The sequence below is a fragment of the uncultured Stenotrophomonas sp. genome, assembly GCF_913778665.1.
GTDB lineage: Bacteria > Pseudomonadota > Gammaproteobacteria > Xanthomonadales > Xanthomonadaceae > Stenotrophomonas.
The window spans coordinates 68530-83003 of the sequence record NZ_CAJYVQ010000005.1; the positions used below are offsets into that span (position 1 = coordinate 68530).

General features: G+C 66.7%; 12 protein-coding genes and 1 tRNA gene. 4 read left to right on the forward strand and 9 right to left on the reverse strand.

Annotated elements, in window-relative coordinates; translation table 11 throughout:
* Positions 1–8: 8 nt before the first annotated feature.
* Complete coding sequence (locus QZ853_RS06915) at positions 9–1088, forward strand: alpha/beta fold hydrolase (RefSeq protein WP_295571560.1); 1080 nt, start codon at positions 9–11, stop codon at positions 1086–1088.
* 54 nt (positions 1089–1142) lie between these two features.
* Entirely contained in the window at positions 1143–1814 is a 672-nt protein-coding gene (locus QZ853_RS06920; RefSeq protein ID WP_295571561.1) for a VOC family protein, read from the forward strand.
* Position 1815: 1 nt separating this feature from the next.
* On the opposite strand, the gene QZ853_RS06925 is transcribed toward QZ853_RS06920, so the two are convergent.
* From QZ853_RS06925 to QZ853_RS06935, 3 genes are all read right to left on the reverse strand, one after another.
* Positions 1816–3213, reverse strand: a complete 1398-nt coding sequence (locus QZ853_RS06925) for a TPM domain-containing protein (RefSeq protein WP_345777894.1) — start codon at positions 3211–3213, stop codon at positions 1816–1818.
* Positions 3214–3218: 5 nt separating this feature from the next.
* Entirely contained in the window at positions 3219–5054 is a 1836-nt protein-coding gene (locus tag QZ853_RS06930) for a M3 family metallopeptidase (protein WP_295571563.1), read from the reverse strand.
* Between the two features lie 73 nt (positions 5055–5127).
* Positions 5128–5649, reverse strand: a complete 522-nt coding sequence (locus QZ853_RS06935; RefSeq protein ID WP_295571565.1) for a hypothetical protein — start codon at positions 5647–5649, stop codon at positions 5128–5130.
* An 81-nt stretch (positions 5650–5730) separates the two neighbouring features.
* Between QZ853_RS06935 and QZ853_RS06940 the strand changes: the two genes are divergently transcribed.
* The gene (locus tag QZ853_RS06940) at positions 5731–6357 is read left to right on the forward strand and encodes a YiiX/YebB-like N1pC/P60 family cysteine hydrolase (protein WP_295571566.1); all 627 of its coding nucleotides are present in this window, start codon (positions 5731–5733) and stop codon (positions 6355–6357) included.
* A gap of 54 nt (positions 6358–6411) precedes the next feature.
* On the opposite strand, the gene QZ853_RS06945 is transcribed toward QZ853_RS06940, so the two are convergent.
* The 3 genes from QZ853_RS06945 to ubiA form a co-directional block, all read right to left on the reverse strand.
* Positions 6412–6570 (reverse strand): hypothetical protein, encoded by a 159-nt coding sequence (locus QZ853_RS06945; RefSeq protein ID WP_014038817.1) that lies wholly within the window; start codon positions 6568–6570, stop codon positions 6412–6414.
* A gap of 272 nt (positions 6571–6842) precedes the next feature.
* A complete protein-coding gene (locus QZ853_RS06950; protein ID WP_295571567.1) occupies positions 6843–8267 on the reverse strand; it encodes a TIGR00366 family protein in 1425 nt (474 codons plus the stop codon).
* Between the two features lie 168 nt (positions 8268–8435).
* Positions 8436–9329: a 4-hydroxybenzoate octaprenyltransferase gene (gene ubiA, locus QZ853_RS06955; protein ID WP_133935828.1), complete on the reverse strand. Its 894-nt coding sequence runs from the start codon at positions 9327–9329 to the stop codon at positions 8436–8438.
* A gap of 150 nt (positions 9330–9479) precedes the next feature.
* Here ubiA and QZ853_RS06960 point away from each other — a divergent pair.
* Positions 9480–9556, forward strand: a tRNA-Arg gene (locus QZ853_RS06960).
* Between the two features lie 20 nt (positions 9557–9576).
* Here QZ853_RS06960 and QZ853_RS06965 read toward each other — a convergent pair.
* The 3 genes from QZ853_RS06965 to QZ853_RS06975 all read right to left on the reverse strand — a co-directional run bounded on the left by QZ853_RS06965 (position 9577) and on the right by QZ853_RS06975 (position 14460).
* Positions 9577–10041 carry a hypothetical protein gene (locus tag QZ853_RS06965; protein WP_295571571.1) on the reverse strand — a complete coding sequence of 155 codons (465 nt, stop codon included), beginning with the start codon at positions 10039–10041 and terminating at the stop codon, positions 9577–9579.
* Between the two features lie 22 nt (positions 10042–10063).
* Positions 10064–11419, reverse strand: a complete 1356-nt coding sequence (locus QZ853_RS06970; protein ID WP_295571573.1) for a Gfo/Idh/MocA family oxidoreductase — start codon at positions 11417–11419, stop codon at positions 10064–10066.
* A gap of 65 nt (positions 11420–11484) precedes the next feature.
* Complete coding sequence (locus tag QZ853_RS06975) at positions 11485–14460, reverse strand: TonB-dependent receptor (RefSeq protein WP_295571574.1); 2976 nt, start codon at positions 14458–14460, stop codon at positions 11485–11487.
* Between the last annotated feature and the right edge of the window lie 14 nt (positions 14461–14474).

Sequence of the window (14474 nt, forward strand, 5' to 3'; positions counted from 1 at the left end):
AGCTGAAGATGCGTATGAACACCGCGATTGCCGGGTTGCTGCTGATGGTATCGGCGCTCTCCGCGCGCGCAGACGGCAGCTGGACCGCCGGCGAGCGCCATGGCACCACGACGGTGGCCAGTGCCGTCGTGCGCGACGCAGCGCAGCGCGACGCGCTTCGCTACACGGTCTGGTATCCGGCACCGGCCAGCAGCCGGGAAACTGCGCTGACCATCGGCCCACCCGACGCGCCGCTTTTCGACGTCGGCCGGTCGGCCAAGGATGCACCGGTCGCGGGTGATCGCCTGCCCACGCTGCTGCTGTCACACGGTAACGGCGGCAGTGCACGCATGATGGGCTGGTTGGGCACGGCGCTGGCGCGGGACGGCTATCTGGTGATCGCGGTGGATCATCCCGGCAACAACGGTGCCGACGAGATGACGCTGACCGGCAGCATGCTGAGCTGGCTGCGCGCGGACGATCTGCGCGCCGCGTTGGCGGCGGTGAAGGCCGATCCGAATCTGGGACCCCATGTCGACGCCGGACGACTGGGCGTGGTCGGCTTCTCCGCCGGCGGTTACACCGCGCTGCTGGCCGCTGGCGCACGCCCCGACTTGCAACGACTGCTGGCGTTCTGTCGCGCACATCCCGATGACGGCGTCTGCCAGCCGCAGCAGGAGGCCGCCATGCACACGATGCAGGCGCGCCTGGCCGCTGCCGCTTCACCCGCGCTTGCCCCCTGGATCGCCGAGGCCGACGCACAGCGCGCGATTCCTGGCGTGCGTGCCGTGTTCCTGCTGGCGCCCGCCATCGTCCAGGCGTTCGCGCCCGCGCAGCTGTCCGCGTTGCAGCAGCCGGTGTCGATCACGCTGGGCGAGGCTGACACGGTTGCGCCGCCGGAAACCAATGGTGCGGCCGCACAGGCGCACATCCCGCACGCCACGCTGCAACGCCTGCCGGATGTGGGTCACTACGACTTCCTGGCGGACTGTACCGCTGTGGGCATGCAGAGGCTGCCCGAGCTCTGCAGCACTGCGGTTGCCAGGACGAGAACCCACCGGCAGGCGATGGATGCAGCCGTGCGATTCTTCGCCGACGCGTTGCGCTAGTGGCCGCCGGGTGCGACCGGGCGCTACAGTGATAGCGCCCACGGAGGAACGATCATGCGCCTGCTGCACCTCACCCTGCCGGTCTCCGATGTCGGCGCCGTTGCTGCGTATTTTCACGATGTCCTGCAGCAACGCGTGGTCGGCAACCATGTGCACATCGGCTGGAGCACGATCGAGCTCCAGCCTGCGCAGGATCATCCGGTCGGTGGCGTGCACCTGGCCTTCAACGTGCCGGACAACCGCTTCGGCGAGGCGATGACCTGGCTGCGCGAGCGCACGCCGTTGCAGCGTAATCCGGCGGGACTGGACTACTTTGCGCTGGAGAGCAGCTGGCAGTCGCAGTCGGTGTACTTCACCGGCCCCGATGGCCTGATCCTGGAGCTGATCGGCCGTCGTCGCCTGCCGGCCAGTGCCCGCGAAGGTGCATTCCACGGCAGTGAGCTGACCTGCCTCAGTGAAGTCGGACTGCCCAGCCACGCTGTAGGCGCCATACGCGAACAGGCCAGCCAGCGATTCGGCCTGCAACCAATCAGCCCGCCCTCGCCGCAGTTCGCACCGATGGGCGATGACGAGGGCCTGCTGATCGTGGTGGCGGCCGATCGGCGCTGGTTCCCCGAACAGAAAGACCTGCCCAACGCGCAGGGGCTGACGCTGCAGGTTGGCGATGTGGCCGGCCAGGGTACGGTCGAGGAGGCCGCGCAGGGCTGGCGCGTGCAGGCGGGCTGAGCTACCAGCTGCCCGACGCACCGCCTCCGCCGCTGCGGCCCCCGCCGCCGGACCAGCTGCCGGAGATGCTTGACGATGAACGTGACGACGCGCTGCTGGAAGCGCTGCGGTGGCCACCGGATGCGCTGCCGCCGCCGCGCGCCTTCTCAGCCGGCAGCATGGTGAAGACCCAGGCGAAGTACAGCACGAGCGTGCCGGCACTCCACCCGATCGTCGCCGCAAGGCGCGCAACCGGGTCAGCCCGATCAATGGCGAGCAGGGCGACGATCGCGTAGCCAGCGGTCAGCAGCAACAGCACTGCGAACCGCGCCCCGAAGCTGCTGCGGTCCTTGTGCCAGCGCGCACGGCAGGCCTGTACGAGGAAGAACACCAGCATCGCGGCAATGCCCACGGCCAGGTTCAGCAGCGTGTGCAGGGCCATACTGGGCGGCAACTGTCCACGCAGCAGCATCACCACGCAGAAGCCCGCACTGACCCCGAGCATGCCCAGCAGCACGATGCGCAGGCCTCGGCTGCGGCGCCAGCACCAGCCAAGCAGGCTCGCCACCGGCACGGACAGCGCCAACACGATGCAGAGCGCCGCCAGTGCCGGGCGCGGTGCCCACAATACTGCCGCCAGTACCCCTGCGGCCACGACCGCAGTCACCAGCATTGGGCGAGCCCAGGCCGGCAACTTCTTCGGTCGCGCCGATCGCTTGGCACCCGCCCGCGACGTGCCGCGCTGGCGCTCGCGATGCCGGCGTGCGAAGTCGTCCGGCATCCTGGCCGCGGGCCGCGAAGATGGTGAGCGCCACAGGCCGGCGAAGAAGCCTGCCAGCAGCGCCAGTGCGATCACCGAATCCGCACTGCCCCAGTCCGATGGCAGCGCGCTGCGCGCCGACGGGTCTTCCCAGCCCGGCAGTTCTTCCCCGTCGATCAGGGCAACCACCATCCTGGTTCCGTCCAGCAACCCTTGATCGAGGTCGCCATCGCGGAAGCGCGGCACGATCGCCTTGTCGATGATGCGTGCAGCATACGCATCCGGGATTGCACCCTCCAGGCCATAGCCGGTCTGTATGCGCACGCGGCGATCCTGCACGGCCACCAGCAGCAGCACACCATCATCGATGCCGTCACGGCCCAACCGCCACTGCTCGAACACCCGCTGGGCGTACGCCTCGATACCCTCATCGCCAACATGATCGACCACCAGCACCTGCAGCTGCGCACCGGTACGTGCCTGCAGCTGCAGTGCTTGCCCGCGCAGCGCCGCGCGGGCATCCGTTGACAATGCACCCGCGGTATCCACCACCGGATCATCCAGCGCAGGCACCGCAGCAGCGGCCATCACCGCCATCGGCAGCAGGCACCACAGCATCAACAGCCATGCCCGGGCCCGGCTCCGCGTCATCTTCCGCATCCTGATCATGCGCCCTCCCCTTGCTCGATCCGCGCATGCAAGGCCTGCAACTGCACGGCCATCTGGTTGAACACCTTCAGGTCCGCATCCACCAGGGCCGGCCAATCCGGCGCGCGCCCCAGCAGCTGCGCTACCTGTGCCTGCGGCGCGCGGTCGAAGCCTTCGCCCAGCACGGCGAGATAGCGCTGGCGGAATCCTTCCGGATCGTGCTGGTCCTGCACATAGAGCTGTACCGCCAACAGCCCTGCATACAGGTAGTTCACCAGATAGTTGGGGTCTTCATACATCAGGCGCTTGGCCATCCAGCTGTTGCGCAGCTGCGGATAGCGTTCTGGTTGCTGGCCGAAACGCGCCAGCACCTGCCCGGTCAGTGCATCAAGGTCATCGGCCGTCCCCAACGTACCGGCGGCGGCACCCTGGTAGATCGACTGCTCCAGCTGCGCTTCCTCGGACGAGGTGAACAGCTGCATCACCATGTCATCCAGCAGCGACTTCAGGTAGTAGGCCTTGGCCCGCGGGTCCTGCGCCTGCTGGTACAGCTGGTCGCGGAAGCGCAGCTCGCTGTAGATGGCGAACGCCTCGGTCAACCATGGGCTGCCATTGCGCTGCAGCGGCGAGGCATGACCACGCTGCATCCACTCACCGTGCAGGGCATGGCCGGCTTCGTGCGCGATCTCGACGTCGCTCTCCAGATCACCGCTGCGCATGCCGACAAACAGCATTGCCGGTGCGTCGGGTGCATTTACCGGGAATGCATCCTGGCTGCGCTCACCACGCTCGGTGGCGAGGTCCATGCGCCGGTTGCCGGGATCGAGCAGCGCACGCAGCTCGGCGACATACGCCGGCCCCAGATGCTGCATGGCGTCGGCGGCGGTATCACGCAGCTGCGCCAGCGTCAGCACCGGTGGCGTGTAACCGGCATCGGGCACCGTGGTATCCCAGAGTTGCGGCGAATCGATGCCGGTACGTGCGGCGTGGCGCAGCAGGATGTCCTGGTAGGCGCGTCGGTCGCCTGCATGGTGTTCGATTGCCAGCAAGGTCACATCCACCGTCGGCGCGTCCAGGCCCATGTGCTGATAGCCACGCGCCGGCGCCGGACCTTCGCCTTGCAGGCGCGCGGCCGCATCGTTCACCTGCACCAAGCCTAGCAGCACCGACGCCATCGGCTCGCGGCGCGACTGCAGTCCCTGCCAGTAGCCCTTCCAACCCGCCTCGCGCAAGGTGCGGTCTGGCTGCTGGGCCAGCGCCTGCCGGTCTCGCCCCGTATCCCAGCGCCGTCCGCCGCGCTCGATCTGCGGGTACACAGCCGTGCGCAGGATCTGCCCGCGCAGGCGCGCGAAGCTGTCCAGCGCCGGATCAGCCAATGCATCCACCGCCTCATCCAGCTCGGCATTGGCCGGGGCAGCGGCGTCCTTCAGCGCACGCGCGCGCAGGAATCCATACGGCGCCGCCCACGCCGCGTCCGCGGGCGCCTCGCGCAGCACGGCGCGGCCGGTACGGGCAATGCGGCTGCACAACCCCATCACCTGGTCCAGCGCCTGTGCCGGACGATGATCGCGCGCGTTGCGGGCGGCCTGCAGGTGCAGGTAGCCGTGATGGCGCAGGCACTGCGCTTCCATGACCTCGGCCTGCCGGAAACGCTCCGCAGGCGCGATGCCGGCCGCGTGCTGCAGGGCTTCCAGCTGCCTGCCCAGCGCATCACGTGCGCTCTGCTCGGCTGCGGCGTTGGCGAAGTAGGCGCGGTCGTCGGCGCGCAGCGACTCCGCGCGCAGACCGCTGAAGGGCACCACCGCCAGCAGCGCGGCAATGGCGGTGGTGGCAAGCATCCTGCGAGTCTGCATCGGCGTCTCCCTGCCTGGGTCAGGCTTCGAGCCTAGCAGCCAGCCGCCCGCCCTGCCTGTGCCGAGTGAGGCTTCAGATCGACTCATCCTGGCGCTTGACCAGCGTCCAGCACGGCGCCTGCGCGAAGGTGTAGGTCTGCTGGTCACTGCTGTCCGGGGTACGGATCTGCACCTGGCGTTGTCCATCGGCCAGCACGCTGATCTGCATCTCCCGCCCCTGTCCGGCCAGCGTTGCCGGATCGGGCATCACCGGCCACTCGACGTCGGCCAGCGCCAGCCGGTTTTCCACGTTGCGCGGTTCCGGTTCGGCCTCGGCATCGATGTAGGTGTCCAGCAGCGGATCGGCGGTCGCCGTTTCCTGCAGCGTGATTTCGTTGCCGAAATGCTTCAGGAAGGCATCGAAGTCCGGGTACGCGCAGTCCGTGGCGGCGGGGGCGGGAGCGGGCTGCACGACTGCCGCAGTGGTCGCCGGTGCCGGTGTGGCCGCTACGGCCCGAGCGGCTTCGGCAGGAGCGCTCTGCGGCGCGGGCTGGCACGCTGCCACGGCCAGCGCGGTGGCAAATACCAGTACAGCGGAAGCGCGATCGCAACGCATGGGCTCATCCTGAATCCGGTTCAGTCGCCCCATGCTAACGCGCGACCTACAATTCCGGCATTCCGCCTGTCCGAGATGACCATGCGCCGCCTGCTTCTCCTGTTTGGCCTGATGCTGCCGGCGCTGTGGCCTGCGCACGCCATGGCCGTCGATGTCCGCGAAGGTGACCTGTTGTTCGTCACTGCCGGTCATAGCGGCCTGAGCGCGGCCATCGACGATGCCACCGGCAAGCAGGGCGCCACCAGCTTCGATCACGTGGCACTGGTCGCCTCGTCACCGTCGGGCTGGGAGGTGCTGCACGCCGACGAGCAGGGATCACGCCGGCAGCCGCTGTCCGCGTTCCGCCAGGATGCGCAGGCCAAGCAGCGGAAGATCGTGGTCTATCGCCTGCGTGCGCCGCACCGGGACGCGATCAAGGACGCGGTCGCCACCGCGCGCACGATGCTGGGCAAGCCCTACAACACCTCGTATGTGTTGAACGAGGACAGCTACTACTGCTCGGACTTCATCGAACGCACCTTCCGCGCGCATCACGTGTTCGCGCTGCAGCCAATGAACTTCCGCAATCCGGAGACCGGGCAGATCGCACAGCATTGGGTCGATCTTTACCGTGGCATGGGCATGGAGGTGCCGCAGGGTCAGCCCGGCACCAATCCGAACGACATGTCGGCAGCACCGGTGCTGCAGCGTATCGGCGTGCTGGAATAAGCGAAGCCCCGCACGAGGCGGGGCTTCACCGGTCACACCGCGTGTGCGGCGAGGTCATTCTTCTTCGTCATGGCCGCCCTGCTGCTGGTTGCGCTCTTTGCGCTGCTGGTCCTGCTGCTGTTGCTGCTGCTGGTCGCGACGACCCTGCTGCTGGTCCTGCTGGTTCTGCTGACCCGGCTGCTTCTGGTTCGGGTTCTGGTTCTGCTGTGCCATGTCCATTCTCCGAAAGCCACGCGCGAAATGCGGTGGACGCAGCCATCGTCTGCAGCCGTTGGTTAACCACGCGTGGGTGGGCGGCTACAGTCGCGTGTACGGCCGTGAATGAACGCGCGCGGCCCCTTGCGGCACAAGCCCCTGAAGGATTCATGCGGGTTCGGCATGTGCTCATGCCGTGGTCAGTGAGGCGCGCATTCATGGCATCCGCTGGCGGAAACACGCGCTGAACGAGGCTGGTTTCCCGGCGCATGCAGGAGTCAGCTCTGCATTCACGGCATCACCGGTGGCACATACGCCAAGGTCATCCCCAGCAGCCACAGCAGGCCCAGCACCAGCGGGATGTGCACCAGCAGCTGGATGAAAGTGAAGCCGACGATGTCGCGTGCCTTCAGGCCCAGCACGCCCAGCAGCGGCAGCATCCAGAACGGATTGATCAGGTTCGGCAGCGCTTCGGCGGCGTTGTAGACCTGCACCGCCCAACCCAGGTGCGCCTTCAGTTCGTTGGCGGCCTGCATCACATACGGCGCCTCGATGATCCACTTCCCACCACCGGACGGCACGAAGAAGCCCAGCACCGCTGAGTAGACACCCATCACCAGCGCGAAGCTATCGGTGCTGGCCACGTGCACGAACAGGCTCGACAGCCGGTGCGCCAGCGTCTGCCCATCACCGCCAGCAGCATGGGTGAGGATCATCGCGATGCCACCGTACAGCGGGAACTGGATCAGCACGCCGGTGGTGCTCGGCACCGCCTTGGCCACCGCGTTGAGGAAGCTGCGCGGCCGCCAGTGCAGCAGCAGGCCCAGCGAAATGAACAGGAAGTTGTAGGTGTTGAGATTGGCGATGGCGGTGACCACCGGCTTGTTGGCGAACTCGTTGAACAACCAGCCGAAGGCGAGCAGCGAGAGCAGTACGGTCAGCAGCGGGCTGTATTCCAGCCATTCGCCCGGGCGCGTGCGGCGCTGCAGCGGCTCCGGCTCGGCCTGCGCGGCGCCGGGGAAATCCTCGGCGGTACGCGCACTGGCGGCTGCCGGTGCGGTCAGCCAGGCAATCAGCAGCGAGACCAGGATCAGTGCCGCGGTCAGTGCGATCGATTGCCACAGGAAGATGGTTTCGGTGAACGGCAACACCCCGGTGATCTCGACCAGCCCCGACGGCATGCTGGCCGGATTGGCCTGCAGCTGCGCAGCCGACGAACTCAGCCCCATCGCCCACACCGCGCCCAGCCCCAGGTAGGCCGACGCACCCGCGGCACGATAGTCCATGCGCAGCTCGGTGCGGCGGGCCAGCGCGCGCACCAGCAGGCCGCCGAACACCAGCGAGAAGCCCCAGCTGAGCAGCGAGGCGAGCATGCTGACCAGGCCCACGTACACCACCGCACCGCGGCCGGTGCGCGGCACCCGGGCCAGGAAGTCGATGAAGCGCGCGACCACCGGTGCGGTCGCCACGGCGTAGCCACCGATGACCACGAAGGCCATCTGCATGGTGAAGGGGATCAGGCTCCAGAAGCCGTCACCGAAGGCACTGGCGGTGGCCTGCGGAGTCGAACCGAAGCCCATCGCGGCAAGTGCGACGATGACGACGCCGAGCACCGCGAACACGTACGCATCGGGGAACCACTTTTCCGCCCAGGCGGCCGAGCGCAGTGCTGCGCGCGCCATCCAGCCATCCTGTACTGCTGCCGTCGAGGCCATCGCCTACCCTCCCAGGTTCGATGGCCCGATTCTGGGCGGTGGGATGCGGGCTGTCTGCCACCTATTGGTCGTAGGTGGCGGAAGGCGGTAGTGCCGGCCGCTGGCCGGCAACCTCGGGATCGCACATGGGTGCAGCCGGCCAGCGGCCGGCTCTACCGTACCCTGGGCTCAGCGCAGCGCCAGGTCCACTGCGATGCCGGCAAACAGCGCGGCACCCACCCAGTTGTTGTGCAGGAACGCCTTGAAGCACGGACCGCGCTCGCGGTTGCGGCAGATCCAGAACTCGTACACCACCAGCGCGGTGGCCACGGCCACGCCGGCCAGGTAGTACCCGCCCAGCCCGCCGCGTACGCCGACCAGCGCCATGGTGGCCAGGAACAGCGCGTACAGCACGCCCTGGATGACCAGGTCGAGATCACCGAACAGGATCGCGGTGGAGTGCGAGCCCATCTTCAGGTCGTCCTCGCGGTCGACCATGGCGTACCAGGTGTCGTAGGCGGTGGACCACAGGATGTTGCCGGCATACAGCAGCCAGCCCAGCATCGGCACCTCGCCCTGCACGGCGGCGAACGCCATCGGGATACCCCAGCCGAATGACATGCCCAGGTAGACCTGCGGCAGGTGGGTGTAGCGCTTCAGGTAGGGGTAGCTGGCGGCGAGGAACACGCCGATGAAGCTCAGGCCGATGGTCAGCCCGTTCAGGGTCAGCACCAGGCCGAAGGCCACCAGCATCAGCACGGCGAACAGGGCCAGCGCGGCGCGGCCGCTGATTGCGCCGGTGGCCAGCGGACGCGCCTTGGTCCGCTCCACGTGCGGGTCGAGCCAGCGGTCGGCGTAATCGTTGATGACGCATCCGGCCGAGCGGGTCAGCCACACACCGGCGGTGAACACGAACAGCGTCCACAGCGGCGGCAGCCCGCCAGCGGCCAGCCACAACGCCCACCAGGTGGGCCACAGCAGCAGCAACGTGCCGATCGGGCGATCAGCGCGCATCAGGCTCCAGTAATGCCGCCAACGCGGCGTCGCCGACGATTGCGGCGAAGTGAGGGGGGTATCAGCCATGCCGATAGGATACTCCTGCCCCTCCGGCGGGGCTTTGCCCGGCGGGGGGAGATTTGTTTGGCGAAACTGGATAGAATGCCCGTCCCGCACCGCCTCATGGCGCTGCGATGCCCGCCCCGGCACTGGTCGGTGGCGCGGCGGTTCTACAACGCGCCCGTAGCTCAGCCGGATAGAGTAGTGGCTTCCGAAGCCATTGGTCGGGGGTTCGAATCCCTCCGGGCGCGCCATCTCCCCCTGCTCCACCCTGTTACCGCACCTGGGGCATGCGCCGAGCGTAGCTTCGATTCGGATCCGGTGTGGCGCGCACGATCGGACTTCGTGCGTGCCTGATCATGCCGGGCAACCAGCACAGCACCGACAGCAGGGCCAAGATCGCGGCCAGCCAGAACCATCGACCCAGGGTGTAGGTCCAGATCACGGGAAATACAGCCAGCATGGCGATGAACTGTGTGTACAGCAGATAGAACGTGTGCATGCCCAGACGAGGGTCCGAGCGCAGCACCACGCCACACCCGCGGCAGGCCGTCCTCGCTTGGCGTTTCCCTGCGGAGTGCAGTGGAAACCGCTGGCCTGCGGCGGCGCAGAGCGGGCAGGTGAACGTCATCAAACGCATGCGCTGCATGCCCTTGCACATCCTGATGGATGCCACAGCATACGGCAGATGCAGCAACGCCGGGCATGGCCCGGCGTTGTGTTCAAAGCAGTCGAGCATGGCTCGACGCTACAAGAGCGGGTCAGTACTTCCCATCAAACGCAAAGATCGGCTTGCGCTGCTTCCACGCACCCGCGGTAAAGTCCGGGAACTCCAGGGTCTGGAAGCTGTTGGCGATCGACTGTTCGCTCAATGGGGTGATCGCGCTCCAGGTCACTGCATCGTAGATGTCGATCGGCATAGGCGCCTTGGCCTTCAGCGCTTCAACGAAGGCGTGGATGACGAACCAGTCCATGCCACCGTGGCCGGCGCTGGCGGCGGTGTCGGCATTCTGCTTCCACAGCGGGTGCTCGTATTCGTCCTGGTACTTCTTGAATTCTTCCCACTGGTGCGGCGGGCTGCGGCCTTCGATGTGGATCGAATGGTTCACATCCATCCACAGGCCCTTGGTGCCCTGCACACGGAAGCCCATCGAGTACGGACGCGGCAGCGAAGTATCGTGCTGCAGCAGGATGGTTTCGCCATTCTCGCAGGCCAGCGTGGTGGTGACGATGTCACCCAGCTTGAACTTCACCTGGGTGCTGGGGTGGGTGGTGCCGCCACTCTTGGCCACGGTGTATTCGTGCAGGCCGCGGGCCTTGGTCGCGAAGGCATTGATGTGGGTGAAGCGGTTGCCACGGTTGATGCCGGTGTACATCGCGCACGGGCCGATGCCATGGCTGGGGTACAGCTCGCCGTTGCGCTCCACCGAGTGCTCGGTGCGCCAGCGCGCTTCGCTCCAGCCCTTCGGGCCGAATTCCACGCCGCTGTCATAGGGCTGGTTCGGATCGCCGGAATTGAACTTCACCCCGCGCAGGTCGTGCTGGTAGCCGGCCTGCAGGTGCACCAGCTCGCCGAACAGGCCCTGGCGCACCATCTGCAGCGCGGCCATCACGTCGCGGCGGTAGCAGACGTTTTCCAGCAGCATGTACGGGGTGCCGGTACTCAGCTGGGTCTTCAGCACATCCCAGTGGTCCTGGAGGGTGATGCCGGCCACCACTTCACAGCCCACCGCCACCCCGGCCTGCATCGCGGCAATCGCCATCGGCGCGTGGTATTCCCACGGCGTGGCGATGATCACGCCATCGATGCCCTTCTGCTCCAGCAGGCGCTTCCAGGCGTTGGTATCGCGGTCCTGGCCGTAGGTCTTCGGGGCCGGCTTGCCGGCCTTGGCCACCATGTCCATGGCACGGCCGAGCATGATTGGTTCGATGTCGCACAGCGCGACCACCTCGACGTCGTCGCGGCGCACCAGCTCCTTCAGCAGCACCAGGCCACGCATGCCGGTACCGATCATGGCCAGGCGCACCTTTCGCCCACGCGCCCAGGCCGGGGTCTGCGGCAGCAGGCTGCTGGCGGCGACAGCGGCACTGGCCGCGATGAATTCCCTACGTTTCATGGCAAACATCTCTCCTCTTGGCAGCGTGCCGGCCGCAGCCGGCACGCCAGGTCACGCAAACGGGATTACTTGAACCGGTAGCCGATGGTCACACTGTAACCACGGCCGAAGATGGTCGCGTAGTCACTGGAGTCACCCAGGAAGCTGTTCGGATCGTAGAACGGCAGTCGATTGAACAGGTTCTTGACGGTGAAGCTCAGGTTCCATGCATCATCCGGGCGCCAGGTGACGCTCATGTTGGCGGTCCACCACGACGGCGCACCATCACACTTGCTCTTCTGCAGGGCCAGGTAGCCGCCGGTGCAGGTTTCCTTGTTGTTGCTCACTTCATCGACCTGGTCGGTGGCCCACTTGGTGCCGCCCACGTAGTTGACGAACATGCTGGTGGTGACCTGCTTGTAGGTCCAGTCGGCATTGAGCGTGGCACGCAGGCGCGGGTTGTTGTAGTAGCCCACTACGTCGCCGTAGTACCAGCCGTTTTCCGCATCCATGTAGAAGCGGTTGCGGTTGGCAATGGTGGCGGCCAGGCCGATGTTCAGGTTGCCCCAGTCACCCAGCGAGAAGCGGCTGCGCGCATCGATGTCGAAACCGTCGATCAGCGTCTTGCCACGGTTCTTGTACTGGCCCACCACGCTGGCGACGTTGCCTGCCGAGTAGCCCGGCAGGTTCGCCGGGCAGCTCACGCCGCTGGCCGGGTCGGCGCACATTGCCGCCAGCTGGGCCAGGTTGGCACGGTCGCTGTCGGTGATCGGCGAGCGCGACATCGAGATGATGTCTTCCATGCGGCGATAGTCCGGCGCGACGATCTCATTGTTGCGGTAGATGAACCAGTAGTCGGCCGACACCGACAGCCAGGTGGCCGGCTCGTAGACGAAACCGAGCGTGGCGATCTTTGCCTTTTCCGGCTTCAGGTCCTTGTTCGGCTGGGTCATGCGTGCCACGGTGCGGCTGCAATCGACGTTCAGCAGGTTCTTGCCGAGGTCGACGTCACCCGGCCGCTGCGACTTCAGCAGCAGGTTGGCGATGGCATTGGTCTCGTTGCAGCGCAGCTCGTCGCGGAAACCGCCCAGCTGCGCGAACACGCCACCGTTGCCGGACTCGGCCAGGCTCGGCGCGCGGAAGCCGGTAGAGTAAGTACCGCGCAGCATCAGCTGGTCGAAGGCCTGGTACTTGAAGCCGATCTTCGGCGCCACGTTGGCGCTGAAGTTCGGGTACTTGTCCACGCGCACCGCCGCATCCAGTTCCAGCTTGTCAGTGATCGGCGCCACGGTCTCGGCAAACAGCGCGTAGGTGTTGCGCTTGCCGTCGAACCACGAACCACCCTGCTGGGTGATCAGGCCGTTGGCGGCGTCGGCGTTGCCCGGGGTATAGAAGGTTTCGCGGCTGGCGTTGAAGCCGAAGGCCGCACGCATCTCACCGGCCGGCAGCTGGGACAGTGGGCCTTCGATCTTGCCGTCGAGGGTGTGCAGGCGGGTCCACGACTGGATGTCGAAGGTCGGGAACGCTTCACGGATCAGGGCAGCATTGGCTTCACTGATCTCACCGAACTTGTAAGCCGGGTGGTCGGAGATGATCACGCGGCCGGTGCCCGGATCGATCGTGTACGGGCCGAACGCCTTCTCGAAGCCCTTGGTGTTGACGTTGATCGTCTGGTAGGTGGTGGAGTGGGTACCGGCGCTGGCGAACGCGGTTTCCCAGTTCCAGTCACCGACGTTGCCGCGCGCGCCGGCCAGCACGCGGTAGCTCTTGTCGGTGTTGCGCTGGCCGAAGTAGTCCGGGCCGGCATCCTGCAGCAGGTAGTTCAGGCCGACCACCCCGCCCATCATTGCCTTCAGCTGCGGGCTGGCGTGGTTGTATTCGTTGTTGGGGCCCAGGAACGGGTACAGGAACTGATTGACGGTGTTGCCGGTATTGCGCGAGAACCAGCTGGTCGGGTTGCCGGTGGTGGTGCCGTAGGTGCGCGGCGTGCCGCCGTTGGCACGCAGGTCGATGTCGGTATAGGTCGCCTCGGCGAAGATCTCGGTGCTCTCACCCACCAGGAAGGTGCCATTGAGGTAGGCGGTGTTGCGCTCGGACTTGGCGCCGGCATCGATCTCGTTGTTCATCCAGGTTTCCCAGACGCAACGCGGACCGGCCGCTTCACTGGTCAGCACGTTCTTGCAGCCCGGCGCCGCTTCCTGCACACGACGGCCGGTGACCGGATCGAAGGCGAAGTAGCTGCCCGGGTTGAACTCGCCCGGCTTGCTGCCCACGCCCAGGCGCAGGTTGTTGAGGTAGTTCGGGTTGTTGACGTAGTACTGCGCGGGGCGCTTGTCGTAGAAATCGCTCAGCGGGATCGCGTCGCGGCGGTACATGTTCACCGCGCCGTAGATGTTGAAGCGGTTCTCGGCCAGGTCGCCGAAGCCGGCGGTGATGCTGGCCTGGCGCTCGCCGTAGGAATCGATGCGTGAGGAGGTGTCGTTGGTGAAGCTGATCTCGGCACCCTGGAAGTTGCGCTTGGTGATCACGTTGATCACGCCGGCCACGGCGTCGGTGCCGTACACCGCCGAGGCGCCGTCGGTCAGCACTTCCATGCGCTCGATGGCGGCGGCCGGAATTGCGTCGATGTTGACGAACTGGGTCTGGAAGCCTGCCGGTGCGCCGTAGTACGACAGGCGGCGCCCGTTCAACAGCACCAGCGTGCCCTGCGCACCAAGGCCACGCAGGTTGGCCTGCGAAGCGCCATCGGAACCGGTGAACAGCGAGCGCGCATCCTGCTGTGCGGGGCGTGCCGCGGGCAGGTTGTCGAGCACCTGCAGCAGGGTGCGCGCCCCCATGTTCTGGATGTCCTGCTTGCTGATCACCTGCACCGGCGAGGCGGTTTCAACGTCGGTGCGGCGGATGTTCGAGCCGGTGACCTCGATGCGGGCCAGGTCGGTGGCCTTGTCCTTGCTGTCCTGGGCGAACACGGGAGCGGCGACCGACAGCAACACGCCGGCGATGGCCAGCGACAGCGGAGCGATCGAACGACAGGGGGGGCGGTGGTGGCGGGCGGGCAACATCGGGGTTCTCTCCT

Excerpts from the sequence above, each read along its gene's own strand:
- QZ853_RS06945 (WP_014038817.1), bottom strand. The coding sequence starts at position 6,570 with ATGGCACAGCAGAACCAGAACCCGAACCAGAAGCAGCCGGGTCAGCAG.
- QZ853_RS06940 (WP_295571566.1), top strand. The coding sequence starts at position 5,731 with ATGCGCCGCCTGCTTCTCCTGTTTGGCCTGATGCTGCCGGCGCTGTGG.
- QZ853_RS06970 (WP_295571573.1), bottom strand. The coding sequence starts at position 11,419 with ATGAAACGTAGGGAATTCATCGCGGCCAGTGCCGCTGTCGCCGCCAGC.
- QZ853_RS06920 (WP_295571561.1), top strand. The coding sequence starts at position 1,143 with ATGCGCCTGCTGCACCTCACCCTGCCGGTCTCCGATGTCGGCGCCGTT.
- QZ853_RS06915 (WP_295571560.1), top strand. The coding sequence starts at position 9 with ATGCGTATGAACACCGCGATTGCCGGGTTGCTGCTGATGGTATCGGCG.
- QZ853_RS06935 (WP_295571565.1), bottom strand. The coding sequence starts at position 5,649 with ATGCGTTGCGATCGCGCTTCCGCTGTACTGGTATTTGCCACCGCGCTG.
- QZ853_RS06950 (WP_295571567.1), bottom strand. The coding sequence starts at position 8,267 with ATGGCCTCGACGGCAGCAGTACAGGATGGCTGGATGGCGCGCGCAGCA.
- QZ853_RS06965 (WP_295571571.1), bottom strand. The coding sequence starts at position 10,041 with ATGCTCGACTGCTTTGAACACAACGCCGGGCCATGCCCGGCGTTGCTG.
- QZ853_RS06930 (WP_295571563.1), bottom strand. The coding sequence starts at position 5,054 with ATGCAGACTCGCAGGATGCTTGCCACCACCGCCATTGCCGCGCTGCTG.
- ubiA (WP_133935828.1), bottom strand. The coding sequence starts at position 9,329 with ATGGCTGATACCCCCCTCACTTCGCCGCAATCGTCGGCGACGCCGCGT.
- QZ853_RS06925 (WP_345777894.1), bottom strand. The coding sequence starts at position 3,213 with ATGCGGAAGATGACGCGGAGCCGGGCCCGGGCATGGCTGTTGATGCTG.
- QZ853_RS06975 (WP_295571574.1), bottom strand. The coding sequence starts at position 14,460 with ATGTTGCCCGCCCGCCACCACCGCCCCCCCTGTCGTTCGATCGCTCCG.